General features: G+C 72.7%; 22 protein-coding genes. 10 read left to right on the top strand and 12 right to left on the bottom strand.

The window, feature by feature from the left end:
* Genes ACZ5WG_RS05605 through ACZ5WG_RS05580 form a run of 6 tightly spaced genes read right to left on the bottom strand, consistent with a single transcriptional unit; the run spans position 1 to position 6,355 of the window.
* On the bottom strand, positions 1 to 798 hold the full coding sequence (locus tag ACZ5WG_RS05605; RefSeq protein WP_468720883.1) for an ABC transporter ATP-binding protein: 798 nt from the start codon (positions 796 to 798) through the stop codon (positions 1 to 3).
* A gap of 14 nt (positions 799 to 812) precedes the next feature.
* A complete protein-coding gene (locus ACZ5WG_RS05600; RefSeq protein WP_468720881.1) occupies positions 813 to 1,814 on the bottom strand; it encodes an ABC transporter ATP-binding protein in 1,002 nt (333 codons plus the stop codon).
* On the bottom strand, positions 1,811 to 2,665 hold the full coding sequence (locus ACZ5WG_RS05595) for an ABC transporter permease (protein WP_468720880.1): 855 nt from the start codon (positions 2,663 to 2,665) through the stop codon (positions 1,811 to 1,813). The genes ACZ5WG_RS05600 and ACZ5WG_RS05595 overlap by 4 nt, the downstream gene beginning before the upstream one ends.
* A complete protein-coding gene (locus tag ACZ5WG_RS05590) occupies positions 2,662 to 3,621 on the bottom strand; it encodes an ABC transporter permease (protein WP_468720879.1) in 960 nt (319 codons plus the stop codon). Before ACZ5WG_RS05590 ends, ACZ5WG_RS05595 begins: the two co-directional genes overlap by 4 nt.
* The gene (locus ACZ5WG_RS05585; RefSeq protein WP_468720878.1) at positions 3,618 to 5,312 is read right to left on the bottom strand and encodes an ABC transporter substrate-binding protein; all 1,695 of its coding nucleotides are present in this window, start codon (positions 5,310 to 5,312) and stop codon (positions 3,618 to 3,620) included. The genes ACZ5WG_RS05590 and ACZ5WG_RS05585 overlap by 4 nt, the downstream gene beginning before the upstream one ends.
* Positions 5,313 to 5,332: 20 nt before the next feature.
* A complete protein-coding gene (locus tag ACZ5WG_RS05580; RefSeq protein WP_468720877.1) occupies positions 5,333 to 6,355 on the bottom strand; it encodes an agmatine deiminase family protein in 1,023 nt (340 codons plus the stop codon).
* A 291-nt stretch (positions 6,356 to 6,646) separates the two neighbouring features.
* Between ACZ5WG_RS05580 and ACZ5WG_RS05575 the strand changes: the two genes are divergently transcribed.
* Positions 6,647 to 7,228 carry a TetR/AcrR family transcriptional regulator gene (locus ACZ5WG_RS05575; RefSeq protein WP_468720876.1) on the top strand — a complete coding sequence of 194 codons (582 nt, stop codon included), beginning with the start codon at positions 6,647 to 6,649 and terminating at the stop codon, positions 7,226 to 7,228.
* Positions 7,229 to 7,248: 20 nt separating this feature from the next.
* On the opposite strand, the gene ACZ5WG_RS05570 is transcribed toward ACZ5WG_RS05575, so the two are convergent.
* The 4 genes from ACZ5WG_RS05570 to ACZ5WG_RS05555 all read right to left on the bottom strand — a co-directional run bounded on the left by ACZ5WG_RS05570 (position 7,249) and on the right by ACZ5WG_RS05555 (position 11,700).
* Positions 7,249 to 9,012: an urease subunit alpha gene (locus ACZ5WG_RS05570; RefSeq protein ID WP_468720874.1), complete on the bottom strand. Its 1,764-nt coding sequence runs from the start codon at positions 9,010 to 9,012 to the stop codon at positions 7,249 to 7,251.
* On the bottom strand, positions 9,009 to 9,722 hold the full coding sequence (gene ureA, locus ACZ5WG_RS05565) for an urease subunit gamma (protein WP_468720872.1): 714 nt from the start codon (positions 9,720 to 9,722) through the stop codon (positions 9,009 to 9,011). The genes ACZ5WG_RS05570 and ureA overlap by 4 nt, the downstream gene beginning before the upstream one ends.
* Positions 9,723 to 9,802: 80 nt before the next feature.
* Entirely contained in the window at positions 9,803 to 10,969 is a 1,167-nt protein-coding gene (locus ACZ5WG_RS05560; RefSeq protein WP_468720870.1) for an agmatine deiminase family protein, read from the bottom strand.
* Between the two features lie 167 nt (positions 10,970 to 11,136).
* On the bottom strand, positions 11,137 to 11,700 hold the full coding sequence (locus ACZ5WG_RS05555) for a TetR/AcrR family transcriptional regulator (protein ID WP_468720868.1): 564 nt from the start codon (positions 11,698 to 11,700) through the stop codon (positions 11,137 to 11,139).
* 135 nt (positions 11,701 to 11,835) lie between these two features.
* Between ACZ5WG_RS05555 and ACZ5WG_RS05550 the strand changes: the two genes are divergently transcribed.
* The 4 genes from ACZ5WG_RS05550 to ACZ5WG_RS05535 all read left to right on the top strand — a co-directional run bounded on the left by ACZ5WG_RS05550 (position 11,836) and on the right by ACZ5WG_RS05535 (position 17,766).
* Positions 11,836 to 12,999 carry an agmatine deiminase family protein gene (locus tag ACZ5WG_RS05550; protein ID WP_468720866.1) on the top strand — a complete coding sequence of 388 codons (1,164 nt, stop codon included), beginning with the start codon at positions 11,836 to 11,838 and terminating at the stop codon, positions 12,997 to 12,999.
* Positions 13,000 to 13,135: 136 nt separating this feature from the next.
* Complete coding sequence (locus ACZ5WG_RS05545) at positions 13,136 to 14,074, top strand: oxygenase MpaB family protein (RefSeq protein ID WP_468720865.1); 939 nt, start codon at positions 13,136 to 13,138, stop codon at positions 14,072 to 14,074.
* A gap of 33 nt (positions 14,075 to 14,107) precedes the next feature.
* Positions 14,108 to 16,183, top strand: a complete 2,076-nt coding sequence (locus tag ACZ5WG_RS05540; protein WP_468720863.1) for a serine/threonine-protein kinase — start codon at positions 14,108 to 14,110, stop codon at positions 16,181 to 16,183.
* Positions 16,180 to 17,766 (top strand): phytoene desaturase family protein, encoded by a 1,587-nt coding sequence (locus tag ACZ5WG_RS05535; RefSeq protein ID WP_468720861.1) that lies wholly within the window; start codon positions 16,180 to 16,182, stop codon positions 17,764 to 17,766. Before ACZ5WG_RS05540 ends, ACZ5WG_RS05535 begins: the two co-directional genes overlap by 4 nt.
* 6 nt (positions 17,767 to 17,772) lie before the next feature.
* On the opposite strand, the gene ACZ5WG_RS05530 is transcribed toward ACZ5WG_RS05535, so the two are convergent.
* Complete coding sequence (locus ACZ5WG_RS05530) at positions 17,773 to 18,234, bottom strand: nitroreductase family deazaflavin-dependent oxidoreductase (RefSeq protein ID WP_468720859.1); 462 nt, start codon at positions 18,232 to 18,234, stop codon at positions 17,773 to 17,775.
* A 134-nt stretch (positions 18,235 to 18,368) separates the two neighbouring features.
* Here ACZ5WG_RS05530 and ACZ5WG_RS05525 point away from each other — a divergent pair, with 134 nt between their 5' ends.
* Positions 18,369 to 18,755, top strand: a complete 387-nt coding sequence (locus ACZ5WG_RS05525; RefSeq protein ID WP_468720858.1) for a VOC family protein — start codon at positions 18,369 to 18,371, stop codon at positions 18,753 to 18,755.
* 75 nt (positions 18,756 to 18,830) lie between these two features.
* Here ACZ5WG_RS05525 and ACZ5WG_RS05520 read toward each other — a convergent pair whose 3' ends face one another.
* Positions 18,831 to 20,684 carry a serine hydrolase domain-containing protein gene (locus ACZ5WG_RS05520; RefSeq protein WP_468720856.1) on the bottom strand — a complete coding sequence of 618 codons (1,854 nt, stop codon included), beginning with the start codon at positions 20,682 to 20,684 and terminating at the stop codon, positions 18,831 to 18,833.
* Positions 20,685 to 20,829: 145 nt separating this feature from the next.
* Here ACZ5WG_RS05520 and ACZ5WG_RS05515 point away from each other — a divergent pair, with 145 nt between their 5' ends.
* The 4 genes from ACZ5WG_RS05515 (at position 20,830) to ACZ5WG_RS05500 (ending at position 25,989) form a co-directional block, all read left to right on the top strand.
* Entirely contained in the window at positions 20,830 to 21,945 is a 1,116-nt protein-coding gene (locus tag ACZ5WG_RS05515; RefSeq protein WP_468720854.1) for an NAD(P)H-dependent flavin oxidoreductase, read from the top strand.
* Between the two features lie 5 nt (positions 21,946 to 21,950).
* Positions 21,951 to 23,528: an acyl-CoA synthetase gene (locus ACZ5WG_RS05510; protein WP_468720853.1), complete on the top strand. Its 1,578-nt coding sequence runs from the start codon at positions 21,951 to 21,953 to the stop codon at positions 23,526 to 23,528.
* Positions 23,529 to 23,738: 210 nt separating this feature from the next.
* A complete protein-coding gene (locus tag ACZ5WG_RS05505) occupies positions 23,739 to 24,674 on the top strand; it encodes a hypothetical protein (RefSeq protein WP_468720852.1) in 936 nt (311 codons plus the stop codon).
* 130 nt (positions 24,675 to 24,804) lie between these two features.
* Positions 24,805 to 25,989, top strand: coding sequence for a calcium:cation antiporter (locus ACZ5WG_RS05500; RefSeq protein ID WP_468720850.1), 1,185 nt, complete (start codon positions 24,805 to 24,807; stop codon positions 25,987 to 25,989).
* Positions 25,990 to 26,010: the final 21 nt, after the last annotated feature.

The following is a 26,010-nucleotide window of genomic DNA, read 5'->3' as shown; positions in this document are numbered from 1 at the left end:
TCAGAGGGCGCGGCGGGCCGCCGCGATGCCCCGCGGGTCCCACCCCGGCCGGGGCACGGACTCCAGCAGCAGCCGGGTGTAGGGATGCCGGGGTTCGGCAAGGACCTGCGCGGTCACACCCGCTTCGACGATCCGGCCGTGCCGCATCACGAGGACGTCGTCGGTGACGCACCGCACCACACCGAGGTCGTGCGTGATGAACAGGTAGCCGATGCCCGTCTGTTCGCGGATATCGGCGAGCAGGTTCAGGATCTGCGCCTGTACGGACACGTCCAGCGCGGCCACCGCCTCGTCGAGCACGAGGACGGCCGGCTCCACCGCCAGCGCGCGGGCGATCGCCACGCGCTGGCGCTGCCCGCCCGACAGCTGCCGGGGCAGGGCGTCCGCCTCCCGGGCCCCCAGTCCCACCTGGTCGAGCAGTTCGGCGATGCGCCGGCCGTGATCGGCATCGGGGAAGTGCAGAGCAAGGCTCTCCCGCAGCGCTGCGCCCACGGTGGTGCGCGGATCGAGGGACAGGAACGGGTCCTGGAAGACCATCTGCACCTCCCGTGCCCGTGCGAGGCGCTGCGCCTTCCCGCGCACGCGATCGCCCCGGTCCCGGCCGTGGACCAGGATCCGGCCGGCGTCCGCGTGCTCGAGGCCCACGACCATGCGCGCGGTGGTCGTCTTGCCCGAGCCCGATTCGCCGACGATGCCGAGTGACCCGCCCTCGGCCAGCCGGAACGAGACGTCGTCCACTGCCCGGACGTGTCCGTACGACCGGTTCAAGCCGACGGCCTCCAGGACGGTCTTGCTCATGGGTGGCATTCCTTTCAGGCGGGGGACTGGGACTGCGGCCGGCCCACTGCCCCGACCCGGTCGCTGTGGTGGCACGAGGCGAGGTGGGCGGCCGGCCCCGGGGTCTGCGCGAGCGGCTGCAGGGCTGGTGCCTGCCGTGCGCACAGGTCGGTTGCGTACGAACAGCGCGCGGCGAACGGGCATCCCGCCAACTCCTCGCGCAGGCTCGGCGGCCGGCCCCCGATGGCGGCGAGCCGGCCCCGCGGCGCGTCCAGGCGCGGGGCCGAGTCGAGGAGCGCGACCGTGTACGGATGGCGCGGCCGGGCGAACAACTCCTCGGCGGGGCCCGTTTCGACGATCCGGCCCGCGTACATCACGTACACGCGGTCGCTGATGGCGGCGGCGAGTCCGAGGTCGTGGGTGACGAAGAGCAGGCCGGTGCCGAAGCGCTCGCGCAGTTCACCGAGGAGCGCCAGCACCTCCGCCTGCGTCGTGACGTCCAGGGCTGTGGTCGGTTCGTCGGCGAGGAGCAGCGCGGGGTCGCCCATGAGCGCGGCCGCGATCATGGCCCGTTGCAGCATGCCGCCGGAGAGCTGCCCCGGGTACTTCCGCAGCGCCGCGCCCGTGAGGCCGACGGCCTCCAGCATCTGCACCGCCCGCGCTTCGGCGGCGTCCTTGCCCATACGGGCGTTCAGGCGCAGGCTCTCGGTGAGGAAGTCGCCGACGCGGCGCATCGGGTTGATGGCGGCCCGCGGATCCTGGAAGATCATGGCCGCCGTGCTCGTACGCAGGACCCGCAACTGCCCGGTGGTCATCGTCAGGACGTCGTCGCCGGCGACGCGCACCGACCCCTGCGCGGCGGCGCCCGCCGGCAGCAGGCCGAGCACGCTGCGGGAGGTGAGCGTCTTGCCCGAGCCGGATTCGCCGACGAGGGCCACGGTCTCCCGCGCGGCGATCGTGAGGTCGACGCCGTCGAGGACGGGCCTGGCGGTATGGGGCAGCTGCAACCGCAGCGCCTGGATGTCGAGGGTGTTCAACGGTCCCTCCCGGCGACCTTGTCGGCCCGGCGTTCACCGACGACGTTGAAGGCGACCACGGTCAGGACGATGGCCGCGCACGGCACGATCGCCGAGAGCGGGTAGCCGGACTGGATGGCGGTCTTGCCGTCGAAGACCATGCGGCCCCAGTCGGGCGTCAGGGCGGGTACGCCCAGGCCGAGGAAGGAAAGGCCGGCCAGGTCGATGAGGGCGTAGCCGAAGTTGACCGTGGACTGGGCGAGGACGACGGGGGCGACCCCGGGGACGACGTGGCGCAGGCAGATCTGCAGCCCGGAGTGGCCCTGCACGCGGTACGCCTCCACGTACGGGCGTGTCCGTTCGGCGAGGACGAGGGAGCGGGTGAGCCGGCTGACGTAAGGGAGGTACGCGATGGCCAGGGCGATGACCGGCGCGAGCAGCCCTTCGCCGTGGACCGAGACGATCAGGATGGCCAGCAGCATGCCGGGGAAGGCGAAGACGAGCTCGGTGCTGCGGGACAGTACGGAGTCCAGCCAGCCGCCCCGCCAGGCGGCGGCGGTGCCGATGGCGACGCCGGCCAGGGTGGAGAAGACGACCACGCCGAGCGGGCCGAGCAGGGAGGTCCGGGCGCCCAGCACCAGGCGGGAGAGCGTGTCGCGCCCGGAGGCGTCGACCCCGAGGAGGTGCTCGGCGGACGGCCCGGCCAGGGCGTTGCCCAGGTCGACGGCGTTCGGGTCGTACGGGGCGATCCAGGGGGCGAGCAGGGCGACGAGGACGACCAGGGCGACGAAGCCCAGGCAGAGCGCGGACAGGGGTGCGCGGGAGGTCCGGATCCGGGCGAGGCCGGGCCGGCGCAGCAGGGTGGCGGTCATGCGGCCTGCTTCCTTTGGCCGAGGGCGACCCGGGGATCGACCAGCGGATGGAGCAGGTCGACGACGAGGTTCACCGTCATGAACAGCGCGACCATGATCAGGGAGATGGCCTGCACGGTGGGGAAGTCCTTGGTGGTGGTGGACAGTTCGAGCAGCTGGCCGATGCCGCCGACGCTGAACGCCGATTCCACCAGGACGGTGGTGACCAGCAGGGTGGAGACGATCAGCCCGCCGGTGGTGAGCACGGTGCCCAGCGCGTTACGGAACACGTGCCGCCGGATCACCAGGTGCCCGGCGACCCCGCGGCTGCGGGCGACGGTGACGTGTTCCTGCCCGAGGACTTCGAGCATCGAGGCCCGGGTGACGCGGGCGAGCATCCCGATCAGGTAGAGCGCCAACGCGACGGCGGGCAGCGTCAGATGCCACAGCATCGAGCCGAGGCCCTCGCCGGTGCCCCCGGTGGGGAACCAGTGCAGTTTCACCGCGAACAGCCCCTGCAGCAGGACCGCGGCCACGAACGACGGGGTGCCGATGGCGAAGGTGGTCGTGACGAGGATCGCCGAGTCGGCGCCGCCGCCGCGGACCGCGCCGATCCAGCCCAGCAGCAGACCGGCGGTGGCGACCAGCACGAGCGCCATCGAGATCAGCAGCAGGGTGCTGGGCAGGCGGTCCGCCAGCAGCCGGGACACGTCGGTGCGGTACGTGATCGAGCGCCCGAAGTCGCCGTGCAGCACCTGGCCGAGCCAGCGCAGGTACTGCACCGCGAACGGCTCGTCCAGGTGGTACTGCGCGTTGATCGCCCGCAGTGCCTCGGGGGAGGCCGACCGCCCGGCGAGCAGGAAGCTCGCCGGATTGCCGGGCGCCAGGTACATCGCGCCGAAGATGACGAACGAGGCTCCGAGCAGGGTGGCCGCCATCTCGGCCAGCCGCCGTGCGGCGAATCTCAGGAAACTCATCGCCCGGCCGCCCCGACGTCGGCTGCCCACGGGTAGTACAGGTACGAGATGGTGGTGGGTGCGCCGGTGATGCGCTTGCCCAGGAAGACGGCCGTGGGCCACTCGGCCACGGGGATCCACAGGACCTCTTCGGCGGCCTTCTTCTGGAGCTGGGCGGCCGCCGCCATCCGCCGGGCCGGGTCGTACTCCGCCCGGGCCTTGGTGACGAGGTCGTCGTAGGCCGGGTCGCTGTAGCCGGCGTAGTTCTGGAAGGCCCCGGTCTGGAAGTTGCTCAGCAGGTCCATCGGGTCGGTGATGGAGTCGTAGTACGTCTCGGGGAACATGTCCAGCCCTTCGCGGGCCTGGGGGTCGGTGAACAGCGCGGTGAAGGCGTTCGGGGCGATGGTCTTGAGCTGGACGTCCAGCCCGATCCTGCTGCCGGCGGCCTGGACCGCGGTGGCCAGCAGCGATACGTCCTGGCCGATCGCACTGGTGGCGATGGTGACCGTCTTGCCGGTGGCGCCCGCCTCCTTGATGAGCGCCTTGGCCTCCTCGATGTTCTGCTCGGGCGACGGCAGCCCGTCGAAGGCGGCTTTGCGGACGTCTTCGGGGGCCGTTGCCCAGACGGCCCTGGTGGTGAGGGAGTTGGTGGCGGTGCCTGCGCCGCCCAGGCCCGCCTTGACGAATCCGCGGCGGTCCAGCGCCAAGGACAGCGCCCGGCGCACCCGTACGTCGCCGAGCGCTCCCTTCATGCTGGTGACGTTGACGTTGACCGTGCTGAGTCCCTCGCCGAAGTAGAGCGTGCCCGCCCCGCTCTTGCCCAGCCGTTCGTAGCTCTCGGTGGGGATCAGGTATCCGCCGTCGGCCTCGCCGTTGAGCAGGGCGTTGGTGCGGGCGGAGGGGTCGGTGAGGAAGCTGAACACCACCTTCGCCGACTTCGCCTTGGCGCCCCAGTAGCCGTCGAAGCGCTGGAGCTCGATCGACTGGCCCTTGTTCCAGGTTCCCAGCCTGAACGGGCCGGTGCAGTCCAGGCTGCCCGAGGTGCCGTAGTCCTGGCCCGCCTTCTCCACACCGGCCTTCGAGGCCACGACGCCGGCGGCGGTGGCCATGTACTGCGGGAACTGCGAGTCGGGCTGCTTCAGCTTGACCGTGACCTGGAGCGGGCCGGTCTTGGTGATCGATTCGACGTTGGCGAAGTTGCTGTTCCAGGCCGATCCGCCGTCGGGGTCCGACTGCCGGCCGAGGCTGAACACCACGTCGTCGGCGCTCAGCACGCCTCCGTCGTGGAAGTGCACACCCGGGCGGAGGTCGTAGACCCAGGTCGTGGGGTCGGGGTTGGTGGCCTTCTCCGCCAGGCCCGGAGCCACGGTGAGCTGCGGGGTCCACCGCATCAGGCTCTCGCAGACATTGGAGACGATCGTGTTCTGCGGGTAGTCGAAGGCGGAGATGTAGTCCAGGGTGGGCGGTTCCGCGTACAGCGCCCAGGTGAAGGAGTCCAGTTCACCGGTGGCGGCAGGGGTACCCGCCGACAGCTTGAACGCGGCGCTCCCGGGGGCGGGCCCGTCCTTGGGCGGGCCGGAACAGGCGGCGACCAGGGAGGCCGCGGCCAGAGCGGCGGCCGGCAGCGCGTACCGCCGGATCGCGGACGGCCGGTGAGCAGCCCGCCGGGGCGCGGACCTGCGGGTTCCGGACCAGGGAAGGGATCTCGGCATCGGGGCTCTCTCTTCCATGCTCAACGGGAGGTGGTGACGGGCACCGCGGACGGGACCTGCTGGGTGATGCAGTGGACGCCGCCACCGCCGTACGCGATCACGCGGGAGCGGACGCCGACGACCTTGCGGCCGGGCAGCGCGGCGGCGATGACGGCGAGCGCCCCCTCGTCCTCGGCAACGCCCGCAACCGGGACGACGACCCCGCCGTTGGCGACGTAGAAGTTCAGGTAGCCGACCTCGGTCTCCCGGCCGGCCACCTCGACGAAGGCGCTCTGCGGGAGGTCGATGATCTCCAGGCGGCGCCCGGCGGCGTCGGTGGCCTCCTCCAGGACGGCGCGGTTCACGCGCATCCGCTCGTGGTCGGGGTGCTCCGGGTCGCTCGGCAGCTGTACGACCACCTTGCCGGGGGCGACGAACGCGCAGACCCCGTCCACGTGCCCGTCCGTCTCGGTGTCCAGCAGACCGCCGTACGGCAGCCAGATCACCTTGGTGACGCCGAGGCGGGCCATCAGCTCCGCCTCGATCTCCTCCTTGCTCATCCCCGGGTTGCGGTTGGGGTGCAGGAGGCACTGCTCCGTGGTGATCAGCGTGCCCTCGCCGTCGACGGTGATCGCGCCGCCCTCGAGGATCATCCGGGAGGCGATGCGCTGCACGCCGAGGTGCTCCAGCAGGGCGGCCGCGATCTTGTCGTCGGTGTCGTACGGGTGGTGCTTGCCGCCCCAGGCGTTGAAGCGGAAGTCCACGCCCGCGCGTTGTCCGTCGGGCCCGAGCACGAAGATCGGGCCGGAGTCCCGGAACCAGGAGTCGTCCAGCGGCAGTTCCACCACGGTGACGCCCTCCCCGCACCGCTCGCGGGCCTCGGCTCCGCTTCCGGGCAGCGCCACCATGGTCACCGGCTCGAACTGCGCGATCGCGCTCGCGACCTGTGCGTACTCCGTCTTCACCTCGTCGAAGACCTCGCCCCACAGCTCCTGCCGCGTGGGCCAGGCCATCAGGCAGCCCTCGTGCTCGGTCCACTCGGCCGGCATCCGGAAATCCGTCATGATCACTCCTGTGTGAATATTCAGTCAGCATGGAGGAAAGGGAGGTGGGGCTGCGTGCCCCGCATCCTCCTCCGTACTGAAAATTCAGTCAATGGTTCTGGCCAATGAGTTGCCGAATCAGCCAGCAGTGCGTGCTGTGAGGGGTGCGCGCACGGTCATGCTGATCGGCGGTTCTGCTGTGATCTACCTCTGACCAGGGAAGACAGTGGCGGCGACGCGCGGGAAGCGTGCCTGACGCTCTGGTCAGGAAATAGCCCCAGGTGACCGGCGCGGCGGGTAGAGTGACCCCTCGTGTCAGACCGTCGAACGGAAATACTCAGGGCCGCCACGCGAGTGATCGCGCGCCGCGGGGTGCGCGGACTGCGCGTGGGAGAGCTCGCCGCCGAGGCGGGGGTGTCCACCTCGCTGATCTACTACCACTTCACCGATCGCGCCGGGATCCTGCGCCGGACCCTGGAGTTCATCAGCGACCGCGCCGACCGCTACACCGCCGAGCGCGATCCCGGACTGGATCCCGCAGACCCGCGGACCGAGCTGGCCCAGGTACTGCTCCTCGAGCTCCAGGACACACCGGAGGTACGGGAGAACAGCACCGCGTGGGGAGAGCTGAGGGCCAGCGCCGTCTTCGACGCCGGCCTGCGCGAGGACGTGGCCAGGGCCACGCACACCTGGGTGCACGAGATCGCCGACCTGCTCGCCCACGCCCGGCCCATGGGTACGGCTCCGGCACACGCGGCCGCGGCAGAACGCCTGACGGCACTCCTCGAAGGCCTCAGCGTCCGCTGGCTCAGCGGCTCCCTGCCGCTGGAACATGCGCGCCGGCTCCTCGCGGACGCGATCGACGTGGAGCTGACGCGGCAGGACACCCGCTAGAGGAAGCCGCCAGGACACCCCTAGAGGAAGTACAGACGGCCGAGCGAGACCGAGTCGGCGGGTGCCGAGACGAGGGGCTCACCGTCGAGCGACACCAGGCCCGTGCCGGGGTGCACATCGACCGTGCCGGTACGGGCGTTGCGGAGCATGCTCCGCGGTCCGATCCCGCGGGTCCCGCGGACCGCCACGCGACGCCGGCGCGTCGGCATCTGATCTCCGTTCGCCACTGCGGCCCCGGCGACGAAGGCGACGGAGATGTCGGCGGCAGTGGCTCCGTACGAGCCGAACTGCGGTCCCAGGACCAGGGGTTCGCACCGGTCGGTGGAGGCGTTCGGGTCGCCGGTGACCCCGTACGCGGGGAAGCCGGCCTTGAGGACGAGCTGGGGCTTGGCGCCGAAGTACTGCGGCCACCACAGGACGATGTCCGCGAGCTTGCCGACCTCGATCGAGCCGACCTCGTGCGCGAAGCCGTGGGCGATGGCGGGGTTGATGGTCAGCTTGGCCATGTAGCGCAGGACGCGCTCGTTGTCGTCGCCGCCTGCCGCCGTGCCGTAGGAGCCCTCGCCGTCCAGGGGGCCGAGCTCGGCCTTCATCTTCCCGGCCATGGCGAACGTACGGCGTACCGTCTCACCGGCCCGCCCCATGCCCTGGGCGTCCGAGGAGGTGATGCCGATGACCCCGAGGTCGTGCAGGACGTCCTCGGCGCCCATCGTCCCGGCCCGGATGCGGTCGCGGGCCATCGCGGCGTCCCCGGGCAGGTCGACCTTGAGGTCGTGCGCCGAGACGATCATGCCGAAGTGCTCGGCCAGGGCGTCCCGGCCGAACGGGAGGGTGGGGTTGGTGGAGGAGCCGATGACGTTCGGCACGCCGGCCATCTTCAGTACGTTGGGGACGTGTCCGCCGCCGCATCCCTCGATGTGGAAGGCGTGGATGGTGCGGCCGTCCAGGACGCGCAGGGTGTCCTCGACGGAGAGGCACTCGTTCAGGCCGTCGGTGTGCAGGGCGACCTGGACGTCGTGCTCCTCGGCCACCCGCAGCGCGGTGTCCAGGGCGCGGGTGTGGGCGCCCATGTCCTCGTGGACCTTGAATCCGGACGCGCCGCCCTCGGCCAGCGCCTCGACGAGCGGGGCGGCGTCCGAGGACGAACCGCGGGCGAGGAAGCCGATGTTGACGGGCCAGGCGTCGAAGGCGTTGAACGCGTGGCGCAGGGCCCAGGGGGAGTTGACGCCGACCGCCCAGACCGGGCCGAACTCCTGGCCGATGATCGTGGTGACGCCGGAGGCCAGCGAAGCCTCCATGATCCGGGGCGAGAGCAGGTGGACGTGCGTGTCGACGGCGCCGGCGGTGGCGATCATCCCTTCGCCGGAGACGATGGTCGTCCCGGTGCCGACCACCACCTCCACCCCGTCCAGGGTGTCGGCGTTCCCCGCCCGCCCGATGGAGGCGATCCGGCCCTCGCGGATGCCGATGCTGGTCTTGCGGATGCCGAGGACGGCGTCGATGACCAGCACGTTGCTGATGACCAGATCGCAGGTCTCGCGGACGGCCGCCGCCTTCAGGTGCAGGCCGTCGCGGGCGGTCTTGCCGAAGCCGGCCAGGAACTCGTCACCGGGCTGCTGCGAGTCCGACTCGACCCGCACGATGAGGCCCGAGTCGCCGAGCCGCACCCGGTCTCCGGCCCGCGGGCCGTGGACCGCCGTGTAGGCGTACGGGTCCGTACCGTCCGCCGGGGCTGCGCCGGGGCGGCCGTGACAGCCCGCGGCGTCGAAGATGCTGCCACTCATGCCTGCTCCTGATCCTGCTCCTGGTATGCGGTGAGGTAACCCGTCGCGCGGGCCTTGGCCAGCGCGGCCTCCCGTGCGCCCGGGGCGTCCAGGGGGCCGTCGACGAGCCCGGCGAAACCGATGGCGACGCGTGCCCCGCCGATCGGCAGGAGCTCCACCAGGACGGTGGATCCGGGATCGAAACGGACCGTTGAGCCGGCCGGGACGGCGAGCCTCGTGCCGTACGCCGCCGCGCGGTCGAACGCGAGTCGGGGGTTCGCCTCGAAGAAGTGGAAGTGCGAGGAGACGCTGATGGGCACGGTCGCGGTGTTGTGCACGGGCAGCCGCAGCGTCGGTTCGGCGCGGTGGTAGCCCTCGCCGTCACCGGGCAGGACGGCGCCGGGGGCGTCGGGTCCGAGTGCACCGCGCTGCCCGAAGGGGTCGTCGATGACGCAGAGCCGCGTCCCGTCCTCGAACACCGCCTCGACCTGCAGGGTGGTGACCACGTCGGGTACGCCGGGCAGCACGTCGTCGGCGTCGAGGACGCTGCGGCCGGCCTCGATCGCCTCGGCGAGGCGGCGGCCGTCGCGGGCCGCCTCGCACACGGTGTCCGCGATCAGCGCGGTCGCTTCGGGGACGTTGAGCTTGACGCCCCGGCGGCGCCGCGCGCGAGCCAGTTCCGCTGCCGTGAAGATCAGCAGTCGGTCCCGCTCGGTCGGTGTCAGTCGCATACTGCCTCGTCTGGAAGGGGGTACGGCGGACTGTTCTCGGTACTCGGTACTCGGTGTTGGGTGTTCCGTGTTCGGACGCGCTACGGAAGGGGTTCGTGCATCGTGGAGCAGTGGATGCCGCCGCCGCCCGCCATCAGGCGGTCGACGTCGATCTGGACGACCGCCCGCCCGGGGAAGGCCTCCTCCAGGGCGCGCAGGGCGGCGGCGTCCTTCGCCGCGTCCCCGAACCGGGCGGTGACGACCGCGCCGTTGACCACGTGGAAGTTGAGGTAGGAGTCGACGAACTGGGAGTCCTTCGACCGGACGGTGTCGGGGCCCTCCACCCGGATCACCTTCAGCCGTCGCCCCCGCGCGTCCGTGGCGCGCGAGAGGATCGAGAACTGCTCGCGGGCGTCCCGTGCCCAGACGTCGTCGCGGTCCGCGGGCGGGACCTGCACCATCACCACACCCGGGCGCACGAAGCGCGAGGTCACGTCGATGTGGTTGTCCGTGATGTCCTTGCCCTTGATGCCGGGGACCCAGATCATCTTGTCCGCGCCGTACGCGTGGAGGACGGCGTCCTCGATCTCCGCCTTGCTCATGCCCCGATTGCGGTTCTTGTTGACCAGGCTGCTCTCCGTGGCCATCACGGTGCCGTCGCCGTCGGTCTCGATCGCCCCGCCCTCGCCGACGAAGTCCGCCCGGCGGAAGGGCAGGTGGACGTCGTCCGCGACGAGCTCCGCGACATCGGCGTCGTAGGAGTGGGTCTGCTTGCCGCCCCACCCGTTGAAGTTGAGGCCGAGGGCGTCGAGCCCCCCGCGGCCGTCACGGCGGAAGACCGGTGCGGTGTCCCGCATCCAAAGGTCGTCCGTGGGGATCGAGGTGATGACGGTGACCCCCGGGCCGCACAGGGACCGGGCTCCGGCGGCCGTGTAGGAGTCCGGTGCGCAGAGGACCACCGGTTCGTAGCGGGCTATCGTCCGGGCGATCAGGGCGATGTCCTCCTGCACCCCGGCGAGGCGCCGTCCGCCCCAGATGGACGTGCGGGACGGCCAGGACATCCATGTGCGGGCATGCGGTACGTCGTCCCGGTCCACCCACCGGCCCGGCGCCGCTGCACTCGCCCGCTGAGGGGCCGCTGCCGTCGCACCCAGTGCCACACCCGCCGCTCCGAGGCCGGCGGCACCGAGGACGCGCCTGCGGGAGGGTTCGGCGGAGCCGAACAGGCGGCTGAGGAGGGAGCGGCTTTCGCCGTCGGATGCACTCATGGGTCTCTCCAGATCTCGTGCGCGGGGAGGCGCCGTGACTCGACTCTGACACTGACTGAAAATTCAGTCAAGGTGGAGGGTGCGAGAGAGCCGCCCGTCGCAGAGGTCGGACGGGCGGCCGGCCCCGGCGGCGGGGTGGGCGAGCTGGAGGGGGAGCCCGGGTACCGCTACCGGTCAGGCCGTGCCAGGTGCCGGAGCTCGGCCGCGATAGCCGTGGTCATCAGCTCGCGCGCGTGGGCCAGCGGCAGGCTGCCGCTGAGCCAGCGCGAGCTCAGGCCCTCCACGAGGGCCGTCAGCCGCTCGGCGGCTCCGGCGAGCGCCGCGGCGCCCGCCATGGGCCGGACGCGGCCCAGCAGCTCGCCCACTTCCTGCACCCATACGAGCGTGGCACGGGCCAGGTCCTCGCGCAGGTCGGGGTCGAAGACCGCGCTCGCCCGGAGCTCTCCCCAGGCCGTGCTGTTCTCCCGTACCTCGGGGCTGTCCTGGAACTCGAGGAGGAGGGTCTCCTCCAGCTCGCCCTGGGCGTCCAGCGGGGGCGCGTCGGGCTCCCGCTCCGTGGTGTACCGTCCCGCGCGGTCGTTGATGAACTCCAGGGTCGCGCGCAGGATCCCGGCGCGGTCCTTGAAGTGGTAGTAGATCAACGCCGTGGACACGCCCGCCTCCGCGGCGAGTTCCTCCACGCGCAGGCCGCGCACGCCGCGACGGGCGATCACCCGCGCGGCTCCTTCCATGATTGCTGTTCGACGATCCGCCACAAGCCGACACCCTACCTGGGTACCCATCGCCCCCCGTACGCCCCGGTCCGGTGAATTGACTGAATATCCAGTCAGTGTCACAGTGAGGCCATGTCACCACAGGAGCCTTCTGTGTCCCCTTCCTCCCTGTCCCGCCGTGCCGCCCTGCGCGCCTTCGCCGGTATCGGCGGCGCGCTCGCCCTCGGAGCCGGAGCCGCCGCCTGCGCTCCCGCCGAGCCGGCCGATCCCGGTGCCGGCACCTCGCCCGCCCCCGGCTCGGCGGAGAAGCGCAGGTTCGGCGCCGAGTGGGAGAGCCACGCCCGGACGTTCATGTCCTGGCCCGCACTGGAGCGGGTCTGGTACGAGCAGCTGCCCGCGGTGCGGGAGGACATCGCGCGCGTGGCCCGCGCCGTCGCCGCGTACGAACCCGTCGTGATGCTCGCCAGGCCCGACCAGCAGGCGGCGGCGCAGAAGGCGTGCGGCTCGCAGGTCGAGGTGATCCCGGTCCCGGTCGACGACCTCTGGGCGCGTGACACCGTGCCGGTGTTCGTGGAGGAGCCGGGCAAGCTGCTCGGAGCCGACTTCAACTTCAGCGGCTGGGGCAACAAGCAGGAGCACCGCAACGACGCCCAGGTCGGCCGCGTCCTGCTCGCCGAGTACGGAATCGAGCGCGTACAGGCTCCGGTGGTCGCCGAAGGCGGCTCCTTCGAGACCGACGGCCAGGGAACCCTGCTGGTCACCGAGAGCTCGGTGGTCAACGAGAACCGCAATCCGGGCAAGAGCCGCGACCGGATCGAGGCCGAGCTCAAGAGCACCCTCGGCATCAAGAAGGTGATCTGGCTCGCCGGCGTGCGCGGCCAGGACATCACGGACGCACACGTCGACAGCCTCGTCCGGTTCACCGCCCCGGGCGTCGTCCTCCTGGACCAGGCATTTCCCGGTACCCCGCCCGACGTGTGGTCGCGCGCCGCCGACCAGGCGAGGACGGTGTTCAAGGACGCGACCGACGCGCGCGGCAAGCGCCTCGAGGTCGTCGACCTGCCCCAGCCGGACCTCGACCGGATCACCGGCCGCGGCGACGCGTTCGTGTCCACCTACGCGAACTTCTACGTGGCCAACGGGGCCGTCTTCATGCCCCGGTTCGGGGATGCCAAGGCCGACGACCGGGCGAAGGGGATCCTCCAGGAGCACTTCCCCCAGCGGGAGATCGTGCCCGTGAAGATCGACACCATCGCCTCCGGCGGTGGCGGCATCCACTGCTCGACGCACGACCAGCCCGGCAAACCGGCCGCCTGACCCGTCGTACCCCTGCTCCGGTCCGCCGCGCCTCGGTAGGCTGGAGCGGAGGGATGGCCGAGCGCCGCCCCGGCACGCGTGGCACGGGAGACGTACGGGAGTTACGGGCGATACGGGACGTACGGGAGGTACGGGAATGGCCGCGACCCGGGGAACCGCACCGACCCCGCCCGAGCGGGGGAGCGCACCGGCCCCGCCCGAGGCCGACCCGGGGCTCTACGGGCCCGCGTCCGTCACGTGGCAGTGCCACGGCGACCCCATCATGTGGATCGCCGGGGTCCGCGCGCTCTACCTCCAGGCCCTGCACCCGCGCGCGGTCCGCGGGGTCGTGGAGAACAGCGACTTCCGCTCCGACGCCTGGGGCCGGCTCATCCGTACCGCCGACTTCGTCGGCACCCTCACCTACGGCACCACCGAGGCAGCCGAACGCGCCGGCGCCCGCGTCCGAAGGATCCACCGGGCGCTGTCCGCCACCGACCCCGCCACCGGCGAGCGGTTCCCCGTCGACGACCCCGAGCTGCTGCTCTGGGTGCACTGCGCGCAGATCGACAGTTTCCTGCACATCCTGCGCCGCTCCGGCGTCCCCCTCACCCCCGCCCAGGCCGACCGCTACGTCGACGAGAACCGCGTGGGCGCCCGCCTTGTCGGCCTCGACCCGGCGTACGTCCCGGCCGACACGGCAGCCCTCGCCGCGTACTTCGAGAAGGTCCGCCCCGAGCTCGCCGCCGGACCCGACGCCCGCGCCGTGGTCGCCTTCCTGAGGAGCCCGCCCACTCCTGCCCTCCTCGTCCCTGGCCGAAACCTGCTGTGGCGCCCGATCGCGGAACTGGCCTACGGTTCGCTCCCCGGCTACGCGCACCGGCTATACGGGCGGGCGGCGCCGCCGGCACCCGTCATCACCCGTCGCCTGCGCCTCACCGGTACCCTGCTGCGCAGCATTCCCGCAGGTCTGCGGTGGCAGCTGCCGCCAGGTCACATCTTGAAAGCGATGCGCCGCATGGGCCCCGGCAGCCGCCCCTCGGCGTACACACTGCGTACATCAGCGGCCATACTGGACCGGCCGGGGAGGGCGTAGGACGTAGCACGACAACGGGGGCGGCTTTAAGACATGGCGGAGTCCAGACTGATCCAGGGCCGTTACCGGTCGCTCGATCTGATCGGGCGCGGCGGCATGGGCGAGGTGTGGCGCGCCCGGGACGAGTCGCTCGGCCGGCAGGTCGCAGTGAAATGCCTCAAGCCGCTCGGGCCCGAGCAGGACAACCACTTCACCCAGGTCCTGCGCGAACGCTTCCGCCGCGAGGCGCGCGTAGCCGCCTCCCTCCAGCACCGCGGCGTCACCGTCGTCCACGACTTCGGCGACGACAGCGCCGCGGGCGGCCCGCTCTACCTCGTCATGGAACTCCTCGACGGCCGCAACCTGAGCCAGCTCCTGGAGGACAACGAGACGCGCCCGCTCCCCGTGGACGTGGTCGTCGACATCGCGGAGCAGCTGGCCGCCGCCCTCGGCTACACCCACGACCAGGGCGTCGTCCACCGCGATCTGAAACCGGCCAACATCATGCGGCTCACCGACGGCACGGTGAAGATCTGCGACTTCGGCATCGCCCGCCTCGCCCACGACATCGGCTTCACCGCCAAACTCACCGGCGGCGCCATGGCCATGGGCACCCCGCACTACATGTCGCCCGAGCAGATCGCGGGCGGCGAGGTCGACCACCGCAGCGACCTGTACTCCCTCGGCTGCGTCCTGTACGAGATCGCCACCGGCGCCCCGCCCTTCGACCTCGGCGACTCCTGGTCGGTGCTGGTCGGCCACCGCGACAACGCGCCCGTGCCGCTCCGCGAGCACCGCCCCGAGCTGCCCGAATACTTCGAGCAGGTGGTCCTGGACCTGCTGGCCAAGCGCCCCGAGGACCGCCCCGGCGACGCCCGCCACCTGCACCGCCGGCTCGTCGAGGACCGTCTCGGCCCCGGCGGCCTGCCCGGTGCCCAGGCCCCGCTGCCCGGCTGGGCCCACGGTATGACCGCCGGCCGCAAGGCGGGCATCGACGCCCGCCCCGCGAGCGGCGCATGGGCCGTGCTCACCGGCTCCTGGACCGCCGGGCGCCCCAGCGGCGAACACCGGATCCTGCGCCCCGCCGCCGCCGAGGACCCGCGGCTCACCGCCCCGTACGGGGTCCCGTACGCCTTCGGCTCCGACGGGACCGGCCTGGACGGAGCAGGCCCGGACGCGCTCGCCGCCGGCCACACCCGTGCCTTCGCCCTCAGCCGCGCGGGCCGGCCCGAGGAGGCCCTGGCCGCCTACGAAGCCGTCGCCGAGGGGCGCACCCGGGCGCTCGGCGCCGACCACCCCGACACCCTCGCGGCGCGCCAGGAGGCGGCGTACGAACTGGGCCGGCTCGGACGCCACCGCGAGGCCCACGACGTCTACCGTGCGGTGCTCGTCGCCCGGGAGCGCAGCACGGGCCCGCTCCATCCCGACACGCTGCGCTGCCGCCACAACCTCGCCTGCGCGCTCGGCGCGCTGGGCCGGTTCGCGGACGCCCACCGCACCGCCGCCGAGGTCGCCGCCGACCGGGCGGCCGTGCTGGGCGCCGAGCACGCGGACACGCTGCTGACCCGGTACGAGGCCGCGTACGCGCTGGGCCGCCTGGAGCGCTGGCAGGAGGCCCTGGACGGGTTCCGCCAGGTCGCCGCCGTACGGGAACGGGTGCTGGGCCGGGACCATCCCGACACCCTCGCCGCCCGCTACGAGGTCGGCATCGCGCTCGGCCGGACCGGGCACGCCGCCCAGGCCCTGGACCTGTTCCGGGGCCTGGTCCGCGACCGCACCCGGGCGTATGGGGCCGCGGACCCCGAGACGCTCCGCGCCCGGCACGTCCTCGGCGTCAACCTGGGCCGGCTGGATCGCTGGGAGGAGGCGGTGGCCGAGGCCCGGCAGGTCGCCGCGGCCCGCGCCAGGGCACTCGGCGCCGAGCACCCGGACACCCTCGTCAGCCGCCGCGAACTCGCCGTCGGGCTCGGCCGGCTGGGCCGCTGGGACGAGGCCCTGCCCGTCTACCGGGAGCTCTCGGGCATCCGCGAGCGCTCCCTCGGCGACGACCATCCGGACACGGTGGCGGCCCACGCCGACGAGGCGCACTGTCTGGAGCGGCTCGGTCAGGTGTGTTACCAAGAGCCATGACGAGCTTCGGGCACGATGTATACGACGACGTGATCGTGGGCGGCGGGCACAACGGACTGGTCGCCGCCGCGTACCTGGCCCGGGCGGGCCGTTCGGTGCTGGTCCTGGAGCGGCTCGGGAACACCGGCGGAGCCGCGATCTCCACCCGCCCCTTCGCCGGGGTCGACGCCCGGCTCTCGCGGTACTCGTACCTCGTGTCCCTGCTCCCGGCGAAGATCGTGCGCGACCTCGGGCTGAACTTCGCGGTCCGCAAGCGCACGGTCTCCTCGTACACGCCCTTCGAGCGCGACGGCCGGCCCGGCGGGCTGCTCGTCGGCGGCGGCGAGTCGCGCACCCGGGAGTCCTTCGCGCGGCTGACCGGCTCGGAGCGCGAGTACGAGAGCTGGCGCGCCTTCTACGGGAGGACCGGGCGGCTCGCCGAGAAGGTGTTCCCGACGCTGACCGAGCCGCTGCCCACGCGGGCGGAGCTGCGGGCCCGGATCGACGACGAGGCGGCCTGGCGGATGCTGTTCGAGGAGCCGCTCGGGCGGGCCGTCGAGGAGCACTTCGCCGATGACCTGGTCCGGGGCGTGGTGCTCACGGACGCCCTGATCGGCACCTTCGCGGACGCGCACGACGGCTCGCTCGCGCAGAACCGCTGCTTCCTGTACCACGTCATCGGCGGCGGGACGGGGGACTGGGACGTTCCGGTCGGCGGGATGGGCGCGCTCACCGACGCCCTGGCGGCGGCGGCCCGGGCGGCCGGGGCCGAGATCGCGACCGGGCACGAGGTGCTCCGGATCGAGACGGACGGGCGGGCGCCGGCCGAGGTGACCTTCCGTACGGCGACCGGCGAGGGACGGGTCGTCGGACGGACGGTGCTGGTCAACGCCTCGCCGCGGGCCTTGGGCGAGCTGTTGGGCGAGGCGGCGGCGGCTCCCGGGCGGGCTCCCGAGGGAGCTCCCGAGGGGGCGCAGCTCAAGGTCAACATGCTGCTGCGGCGGCTGCCACAGCTGCGGGACACCTCGGTGGACCCGCGAGAGGCCTTCGGCGGCACGTTCCACATCGCCGAGGGGTACGCGGAGCTGGCGCGGGCCTACGCCGAGGCCGCCACCGGGGAACTGCCGTCCGTTCCGCCCTCGGAGATCTACTGCCACTCGCTGACCGACCCCTCGATCCTCGGGCCTGAGCTCGTGGCGCAGGGGTACCAGACGCTCACCCTCTTCGGTCTGCATACCCCGGCCCGGCTGTTCGGGAAGGACAACCAGGGGGTGCGCGAGGTGCTGCTGACGGGCACGCTCGCGCAGCTGGACGCGCACCTGTCCGAGCCGATCACCGACTGCCTGGCCTTCGACGCGGACGGGCGGCCGTGCATCGAGGCCAAGACCCCGCTGGACCTGGAGCGCGAACTGCGGCTGCCCGGCGGGCACATCTTCCACCGGGACCTGTCCTGGCCGTACGCGGAAGATCAGGGCGCGGCAGGCCGCTGGGGGGTGGGGACCCCGTACGCCAACGTCCTGCTGTGCGGCGCGGGCGCCGTGCGCGGAGGCGGCGTCAGCGGGGTCCCCGGCCACAATGCGGCGATGGCGGTGCTGGGGCACTGACCGCCGTTACGCGGTGGGGCCGGCCGGCTCGATGACGACGATCGGGATCTCGCGGTCGGTCTTGGTCTGGTACTCGTCGTACGCGGGCCAGTGCTTCACCATCACGGGCCAGTACGCGGCGCGTTCCCCGGGGGTCGCCGTGCGGGCCGTGCCCTGAAGGACCTTCGGGCCGACCTGGACGCGGACCTCGGGGTGGGCCGTCAGGTTCTTGTACCAGAGCGGGTGCTCGGGGTCGCCGCCCTTGGAGGCGACGACGAGGTAGCGGCCGTCGGCCTCGCCGTAGATGAGCGGGGTCCGCACCGGGTTGCCGGAGACCCGTCCCACGGTGGTGAGCAGGAGGGTCTGGGTGCCGTTCCAGTGGTGGCCCTCGGCCCCGTTCGATGCGACGTACTGCTTGACGTGGTCGAGCTGCCAGGTGCCCTGCTTGGGGTCCTTCGGGTGGTCCCAGTCGATGTCGGTGGTCGCCATTGCCTGTACCTGCTTTCGCTGTCGAGCTGCGTACGGGGGTTGAACGGTCAACGAAACTCAACGAACGTCAACGGCTTCGGGCACGGGATTTATGCCGTCCGCCTGATCGGCACGACACCCCCTAGGATCGAGCCGTGATCGCCGAACTCCAGTGTGTGGTGTTGGACTGCCCCGATCCGCTGCGGCTTGCCGAGTTCTATCGGGCGGTACTGGGTGGAACCGTCAACCAGCCGGACCCGCGGTGGTCGGTCGACGAGGAATGGGCGACCCTGCACGCCCCGTCGGGTCTCGTGCTCGCGTTCCAGCGGGTGGCGGACCACCGGCCGCCGCGCTGGCCCGACCCCGCCCACCCCCAGCAGTTCCACCTGGACTTCGGCGTGCCGGACCTGGACCGGGCGCAGGAGCAGGTGCTGGCCTGCGGTGCGACACTGCTGGACGCCCGCGCCGATGCCGGCCCCGACGGCTGGCGCGTCTACGCGGACCCGGCGGGCCACCCCTTCTGCCTGGTCCGCCACGCCTGACGTCCTCGCGGGCGAGGCGGGCCGGGCCGGTGACGGCGCGGCCCGCGCAATCGCACCCCTCTTCCCCGAGGCCGCTCAGTCCGTCGAGCGGGTCCAGCCGGCGGCCTCGATGCGGGAGGCGTCGGCGGGGCGGTCCTCCGCGAAGAGGAGGCGGGCCGGTTCCGCCACGCGTACGACGTCCACGTACACCCCGCGGCCGACGTAGCGGCCGGTCGCGGTGTGGCGGAATCGCAGGTGCACCCGGCGCCCCTCCCATGCGGTGAGCGGGGCCTCGAGGCGGTGCCAGATGCGGCCGGACCAGCCGCCGACACTGCCCTGCGGCCACTGCTCGGGGGAGCCGCCCGTGGACCGCAGGGTGGTGAAGGGCAGCGGCTCCCAGGTCTCCCCGTCGGCGGAGGCCTCCAGGTGGAGGACGCCCTCGCCGGGCACGGTGTCCCACCACACGGCGCACCGCAGCCGGGCGGCGGCCGTGGCCGGGGTCAGCGGGGGCAGGGTGAGCGTGCCGGACCCGCCGGTCTCCATGCCGGAGTACCAGGCGGGGCCGCCGTGCTTCGTACGGACCGGGACGGCGCGGGCGAAGCGGTTGCCGACCGCGACCCGCGGTGCGCTGCCGGCCCGCCAGGTGCGTACGGGGTGGACGGAGTTGCCGAGCAGGATCAGGAAGGAGTCGGTGGAGGGGTCCAGGACCAGGGAGGTGCCGGTGAAGCCGGTGTGGCCGGCGGAGTGCGGGGTGGCCATGGCCCCCATGTACCAGTGCTGGTAGAGCTCGAAGCCGAGGCCGTGGTCGTCGCCGGGGAACGCGGTGTTGAAGTCGGTGAAGAGCAGCTCCACGGAAGCGGGGCGCAGGATGCGCTTGCCGGCGTAGACGCCGCCGTCGAGGAGGGTGCGGGCGAGGACGGCCAGGTCCCAGGCAGTGCCGAAGACGCCGGCGTGGCCGGCGACGCCGCCGAGGGCGTACGCGTTCTCGTCGTGGACCTCGCCCCAGACCAGCCCGCGGTCCAGGCCCGACCAGGGCGGCCGCTGCACCTCCGTGGCGGCGGTGACCCGCCGCCAGGAGAGCGGCGGGTTGTAACGAGTGCGGTGCATCCCGAGCGGAGCGGTGATCTCGTCGTGGAGCAGCAGATCCAGAGTGTGACCGGTGATCCGTTCCAGGAGCAGCTGCAGCGCTATCAGGTTCAGGTCCGAGTACCGGTACACCGTCCCGGGGGCCTCCTGCGGGCGCACGGACCACAGCATCCTCAGCTGCCCCTCGCGCGTGGACTGCTGGTAGAACGGCGCCCAGGAGCGCAGCCCCGAGGTGTGCGTGAGCAACTGGCGGACCGTGATCAGCTCTTTGCCGCCGCCGGTGAACTCGGGCAGGTACCGGTCCACCGGAGCCTCCAGCTCCAGTTGCCCGCGCTCCATCTGCTGCACGGCCAGGAGCGAGGTGAACAGCTTGGTCAGCGACGCCAGGTCGAAGACGGTGTCCTCGGCCACCGGGATGCGCTGCGCCGCCGGGAACTCCCGGACCCGGTCGGTGCGGGCGTCGTAGTCCGCGTACCGGACCGCCTCGCCCATCGCGCGGTGCAGGGCGATCGTGCGGCCCCGGCCGGCGAGCACCACGACCCCGGCGTAGTAAGGGTGTTCGGGGGAGGGGCCGAGGAACCGCCGGGCCTCGTCGGCCGCAGCCTCCAGGTGCTTCTCGACGAGTCCCGCCTGGCGCGCGGAGCCGTACCGCAGGCGCAGCCCCTGGAGTGCCCGCCGCTCGGCCGGGTTGCCCGCGGCCCCCGCGGCCCCGGGCAGCGCGGCATGCAGGACGAGCACCCCGCCGAGGGCCAACAGCCGCGCTCCGAGGCGCCGCCGGCTCACCCCGCCCCCCGCCGCGCCCGGCGCTTGTGGCCCGCCCGGGCCCCTGCGGCGCGCTTCTTCGTCCCCCGTGTGCTCCTCCATCAGCGGCCTCCTGTTCGCCGGATCGGCTTCTCGAAGTATCTGCCCGCCGGCACGGCGGGCCCCGCACCGACCGGCCCGTAAAGAATCTGACGATGCATCAGGAAACCTCTTCCCTCGGCCGCCGAGCTGCGGCATGCTGCCGCCCATGGAGACGGAGCTGAGCAAGAAACTGGGAGTCGAGCACGCCATCTTCGGCTTCACGCCCTTCCCGGCGGTCGCCGCGGCCATCACCCGCGCGGGTGGATTCGGCGTCCTCGGCGCCGTCCGCTACACCGCCCCCGACGACCTCAAACGCGACCTCGACTGGATGCAGGAGCACACCGACGGCAAGCCGTACGGCCTCGACGTCGTCATGCCCGCCAAGAAGGCCGTCGACGGCATCAGCGAGGCCGACATCGAGGCGATGATCCCGGCCGGCCACCGCGAGTTCGTGCGCGACACCCTGGCCAAGCACCACGTCCCCGAGCTCGCCGAGGGAGAGGCCTCCGGCTGGCGGATCACCGGCTGGATGGAGCAGGTCGCGCGGGGCCAGCTGGACGTCGCCTTCGACTACCCCATCAAACTCCTGGCGAACGCCCTCGGTTCCCCGCCCGCCGACGTCATCGCGCGCGCCCACGACCACGGCGTCCTCGTCGCCGCCCTCGCCGGCAGCGCCAAGCACGCCCGCCGCCACGCCGAAGCGGGCATCGACATCGTCGTCGCCCAGGGCTACGAGGCCGGCGGCCACACCGGCGACATCGCCACCATGGTCCTGGTCCCCGAGATCGCCGAGGCCGTCGCCCCGCTCCCCGTCCTCGCCGCGGGCGGCATCGGCAGCGGCGAGCAGATCGCCGCCGGCCTGGCCCTCGGCGCCCAGGGTGCCTGGCTCGGCTCCCTCTGGCTCACCACCACCGAGGCGGACCTGCACTCCCGCGCGCTCACCGAGAAGCTCCTGGCCGCCGGCTCCGGCGACACCGTCCGCTCCCGCGCCCTCACCGGCAAGCCCGCCCGCCAGCTCCGCACCGAGTGGACCGACGCCTGGGACGACCCGGACGGCCCCGGCGCGCTGCCGATGCCCCTGCAGGGCCTGCTGGTCGCCGAGGCCGTCTCCCGGATCCAGAAGTACGAGGTCCAGCCCCTGCTCGGCACGCCCGTGGGCCAGATCGTCGGCCGGATGAACTCCGAACGCAGCGTCCAGGCCGTCTTCGACGAGCTCACCAGTGGCTTCGAGCGCGCCATCGACCGCATCAACCGTATCGCCGGCCGCGTCGGAGAGGTGTGATCAGCATGAGTGACCAGCCCTGGGGGTCCCCCCGGACGAAGTCCGGGGGAGGTTTCTGGGCCCAGGCTGCCGCCGACCCCGGGCGCACCGTCCTCGTCACCCCCGAGGGAGAGGAGTGGAGCGCCGGGCGGCTGCACGCCGACGTGAACCGCCTCGTCCACGGACTGCGCGCCGCCGGCCTGGAGAAGGGCGACGTCTTCGCCGTCGTCCTCCCCAACGGCGTCGAGTTCCTCACCGCCTACCTCGCCGCCTCCCAGGCCGGGTTCTACCTCGTCCCGGTCAACCACCACCTCGTCGGCCCCGAGATCGCCTGGATCGTCTCCGACTCCGGCGCCAAGGTCCTCATCGCCCACGAGCGCTTCGCCGACGCCGCCACCGCCGCGGCCGACGAGGCGGGCCTGCCCGCGAGCCACCGCTACGCGGTCGGACCGGTCGCCGGCTTCCGGCCGTACGCCCAGCTCCTCGGCGGACAGCCCGCAACGCCGCCCGGCGAACGCACCCTCGGCTGGGTCATGAACTACACCTCCGGCACCACCGGGCGCCCGCGCGGCATCCGCCGCCCGCTGCCCGGCAGGCTCCCGGAGGAGACGTACCTCGGGGGCTTCCTCGGGATCTTCGGCATCCGCCCGTTCGACGGCAACGTGCACCTGGTGTGCTCGCCGCTCTACCACACCGCCGTCCTCCAATTCGCGGGCGCCGCACTGCACATCGGGCACCCGCTGGTCCTGATGGACCGCTGGACCCCCGAGGAGATGCTGCGGCTCATCGACGGCCACGCGTGCACGCACACCCACATGGTCCCGACGCAGTTCCACCGGCTGCTCGCCCTCCCGCAGGAGACGAAGGACGCGTACGACGTCTCCTCGATGCGGCACGCGATCCACGGGGCCGCGCCCTGCCCGGACCACGTCAAACGGGCGATGATCGACTGGTGGGGCACGTGCGTGGAGGAGTACTACGCGGCCAGCGAGGGCGGCGGCGCGTTCGCCACCGCCGCGGACTGGCTGAAGAAGCCCGGAACGGTCGGCAAGGCCTGGCCGATCAGCGAGCTCGCCATCTTCGACGACGAAGGCAACCGGCTGCCGCCCGGCGAACTCGGCACCGTCTACCTGAAGATGAACACCGGCGGCTTCAGCTACCACAAGGACGAGGGCAAGACGAGGAAGAACCGCATCGGAGACTTCTTCACGGTGGGCGACCTCGGGCTGATGGACGAGGAGGGGTACCTCTTCCTGCGCGACCGCAAGATCGACATGATCATCTCGGGCGGCGTGAACATCTATCCGGCCGAGATCGAGTCGGCCCTGCTCACCCATCCGGCGGTCGCCGACGCCGCCGCGTTCGGGATCCCGCACGCCGACTGGGGCGAGGAGGTGAAGGCGGTCATCGAACCGGCCGAGGGCTTCGTGGCCGGCGACGCCCTCGCCGCGGAGATCCTGCACCACTGCGAGCGGCAGCTGGCCGGCTTCAAGCGGCCCAAGTCGGTCGACTTCATCGAGGTCATGCCGCGCGACCCGAACGGCAAGCTGTACAAGCGCCGCCTGCGCGATCCGTACTGGGAGGGCCGCGAGCGCGCGATGTGACCTGCGTGCGCGCACGGGGCCTCCTGCCGGGGGCCCCGCCGTAGGCTGAGCAGCGCAACCCTTCGGGCCGGCCGGGCTAACGGTCGGCCGTGCCTCGGCGGGCGCGGGCACGGAGATCGGTGAGATGGGCGGCGGACCAGCCCGGTCCGATTCCCTGGAACCTCACCGCACTCCTCCGGCCGTACGCGGCCCGGGGGATGTAAGGAAACCATGAACGCGAGTACCACCTCCCGCCGCTCCCGGCGCCGGGCCCTGGCCGTCGCGGCCCTCACGGCGGCGGCCGTCACCGGCCAGCTGCTGGTCATGTCCCCGCTGGCCCAGGCGGACGGAGCCCGCGCGGCCGACGCGATGGACGCCGCCAGGAAGCTGATGGACCCGCCGCCGGGCCACGACGAGCCCTCCCGAGGCGAAGACCCCCGCCACGAGGACGGCCCGCCGCCCGGGGGCGAGGGGTCGAAGCCGAAGCCGAAGCCGAAGCGGAAAGCCCCGCTGCACGGCGTGCAGGAGTACACCAACAACGGGACCTTCGTACCCCCGCCGGGCGTGACCTCGGTGTTCGTCCAGGCCTGGGGCGCCGGTGGCGGCGGCGCCGGTGGCGGTGGCGGCGGCAGCGGCAGCAACGTCGGTTCCGGCGGCACCGGTGGCGGCGGCGGTGGCGGGGGCCTCGCCTGGTGCAGCGTCCCGGTGAAGCCGGGGCAGTCGTACGTGGTCGTCGTCGGCGACGGCGGCACGGGCGGTACCGGTGGCGCCGGTGGCACGGGCGGAGGCCCCGGCGCCGCCGGCAACCCGGGCACTGCGGGCAGCGCCACCACCCTGGCCTCGCCCGGCGGAGACGTCCTGGTCACCGCAGGCGGCGGTGGTGGCGGTGGCGGCGGCGGTGGCGGGACCACCGTCGACGGAGCGGACGGTACGCCCGGCACCGGCGGCACCGCCACCTGCCGTACCGGCGGTGTGACCCGGCCCGGGGACCCGGGCGGGCTCGGCGGCAGCGGCGGTGGTGTCGCGGACGGCATCATCGGCCTGCCCGACTCCGCGGGCCTCGGCGGGTTCGGCGCGGCCGGCGGTGGCAGTGGCGCCGTGTCGGGCGGCGACGGCGGTTCGTCGATCGGCGGCAGCGGCGACGGGTACGCCGTCATCTTCTGGTAGTCCGGTCGGGGTTGCGCCGGCCGCGGGTCCCGTCACGGGCGCCCGCAGCCGGCGCGCCCACCTGCGGGAACCGAAAGGAAGCGTTTGGTCCCGTTCGCCCTGAACATCCCGTTCGTGGCAGGTTGGGGGCATGAGTACGGCAGCACACAAGTCCCCCGTCACCGACTGGACCGTCGTGGTCCCCGTGGTCGCGCTCCTGGCGCTCGTCTTCAGCTGGGGGCGCGATCTGCCCGGGTTCGTCGTGGCCCTCGTCGCCCTGTGCCTCGGGGGCGCCGTGCTGGCGGCCGTCCACCATGCCGAGGTCGTCGCACTCCGCGTGGGTGAACCCTTCGGCTCGCTCGTCCTGGCCGTGGCCGTCACCGTCATCGAAGTGGCCCTCATCGTCACCCTGATGGCCGATGGCGGCGACAAGACCGCCTCCCTCGCCAGGGACACCGTCTTCGCCGCCGTCATGATCACCTGCAACGGCATCGTCGGCCTGTCCCTGCTGGTGGGCGCCCTGCGCAACCGGGTCGCCGTCTTCAACGCCGAGGGCTCCGGCGCGGCCCTGGCCACCGTGGCGACCCTGGCCGTCCTCAGCCTGGTCCTGCCGACGTTCACCACCAGCAAGCCGGGACCGGAGTTCTCCACCGCCCAGCTGGCCTTCGCCGCCGTCGCCTCGCTCGCCCTGTACGGGCTGTTCATCGCCGTCCAGACGGTCCGCCACCGGGACTACTTCCTGCCCGTGGCCACCGAGGCCGACCGGCGCCGGGCGGCCGCCGCCGCGGCGCGGGCCAAGAATCCGGGCGGTACGGGCGACGCGATAGACGGCGCCGCCGCGGAAGACGCAGAGGGCGGCGAGCACGCGGAGCCGCCCACCTCCCGCGCCGCCCTGGTCAGCCTCGGCCTGCTGCTCGTCGCGCTCGTCGCCGTGGTCGGCGACGCCAAGGCCGTCTCGCCCACCATCGAGGCGGGCGTGGCCAGCGCGGGCCTGCCCAACGCAGTCGTCGGTGTGATCATCGCCCTGCTGGTGCTGGCCCCCGAGACGCTCGCCGCCGTCCGCGCCGCCCGCCGCGACCGCGTCCAGACCAGCCTCAACCTGGGCTACGGCTCCGCCATCGCGAGCATCGGCCTGACCATCCCCGCCATCGCGCTGGCCTCCGTCTGGCTCTCCGGCCCGCTGCTGCTGGGCCTCGGGCCGATCCACATGGTGCTGCTGGCCCTGACCGTCGTCGTCAGCGCGCTCACCATCGCGCCGGGCCGCGCGACGCTGCTCCAGGGCGGCGTGCACCTCGTGGTGCTGGCCGCGTACCTGTTCCTCGCCGTCAGCCCCTGAGCACCCCCGGCGGGGCCGGGA

The sequence above is a fragment of the Streptomyces sp. NPDC032745 genome (assembly GCF_055579465.1).
The sequence above is the reverse complement of the archived record's forward strand: the minus strand, read 5'-3'. Positions and strand labels throughout refer to the sequence as shown.

Coding starts and splice junctions, on each gene's coding strand:
- ACZ5WG_RS05540 (WP_468720863.1), top strand. CDS start 14,108: ATGGCGGAGTCCAGACTGATCCAGGGCCGTTACCGGTCGCTCGATCTG.
- ACZ5WG_RS05515 (WP_468720854.1), top strand. CDS start 20,830: ATGGAGACGGAGCTGAGCAAGAAACTGGGAGTCGAGCACGCCATCTTC.
- ACZ5WG_RS05545 (WP_468720865.1), top strand. CDS start 13,136: ATGGCCGCGACCCGGGGAACCGCACCGACCCCGCCCGAGCGGGGGAGC.
- ACZ5WG_RS05500 (WP_468720850.1), top strand. CDS start 24,805: ATGAGTACGGCAGCACACAAGTCCCCCGTCACCGACTGGACCGTCGTG.
- ACZ5WG_RS05505 (WP_468720852.1), top strand. CDS start 23,739: ATGAACGCGAGTACCACCTCCCGCCGCTCCCGGCGCCGGGCCCTGGCC.
- ACZ5WG_RS05605 (WP_468720883.1), bottom strand. CDS start 798: ATGAGCAAGACCGTCCTGGAGGCCGTCGGCTTGAACCGGTCGTACGGA.
- ACZ5WG_RS05535 (WP_468720861.1), top strand. CDS start 16,180: ATGACGAGCTTCGGGCACGATGTATACGACGACGTGATCGTGGGCGGC.
- ACZ5WG_RS05595 (WP_468720880.1), bottom strand. CDS start 2,665: ATGACCGCCACCCTGCTGCGCCGGCCCGGCCTCGCCCGGATCCGGACC.
- ACZ5WG_RS05560 (WP_468720870.1), bottom strand. CDS start 10,969: ATGAGTGCATCCGACGGCGAAAGCCGCTCCCTCCTCAGCCGCCTGTTC.
- ACZ5WG_RS05585 (WP_468720878.1), bottom strand. CDS start 5,312: ATGCCGAGATCCCTTCCCTGGTCCGGAACCCGCAGGTCCGCGCCCCGG.
- ACZ5WG_RS05530 (WP_468720859.1), bottom strand. CDS start 18,234: ATGGCGACCACCGACATCGACTGGGACCACCCGAAGGACCCCAAGCAG.
- ACZ5WG_RS05590 (WP_468720879.1), bottom strand. CDS start 3,621: ATGAGTTTCCTGAGATTCGCCGCACGGCGGCTGGCCGAGATGGCGGCC.
- ACZ5WG_RS05555 (WP_468720868.1), bottom strand. CDS start 11,700: ATGGAAGGAGCCGCGCGGGTGATCGCCCGTCGCGGCGTGCGCGGCCTG.
- ACZ5WG_RS05570 (WP_468720874.1), bottom strand. CDS start 9,012: ATGAGTGGCAGCATCTTCGACGCCGCGGGCTGTCACGGCCGCCCCGGC.
- ACZ5WG_RS05580 (WP_468720877.1), bottom strand. CDS start 6,355: ATGACGGATTTCCGGATGCCGGCCGAGTGGACCGAGCACGAGGGCTGC.
- ureA (WP_468720872.1), bottom strand. CDS start 9,722: ATGCGACTGACACCGACCGAGCGGGACCGACTGCTGATCTTCACGGCA.
- ACZ5WG_RS05520 (WP_468720856.1), bottom strand. CDS start 20,684: ATGGAGGAGCACACGGGGGACGAAGAAGCGCGCCGCAGGGGCCCGGGC.
- ACZ5WG_RS05510 (WP_468720853.1), top strand. CDS start 21,951: ATGAGTGACCAGCCCTGGGGGTCCCCCCGGACGAAGTCCGGGGGAGGT.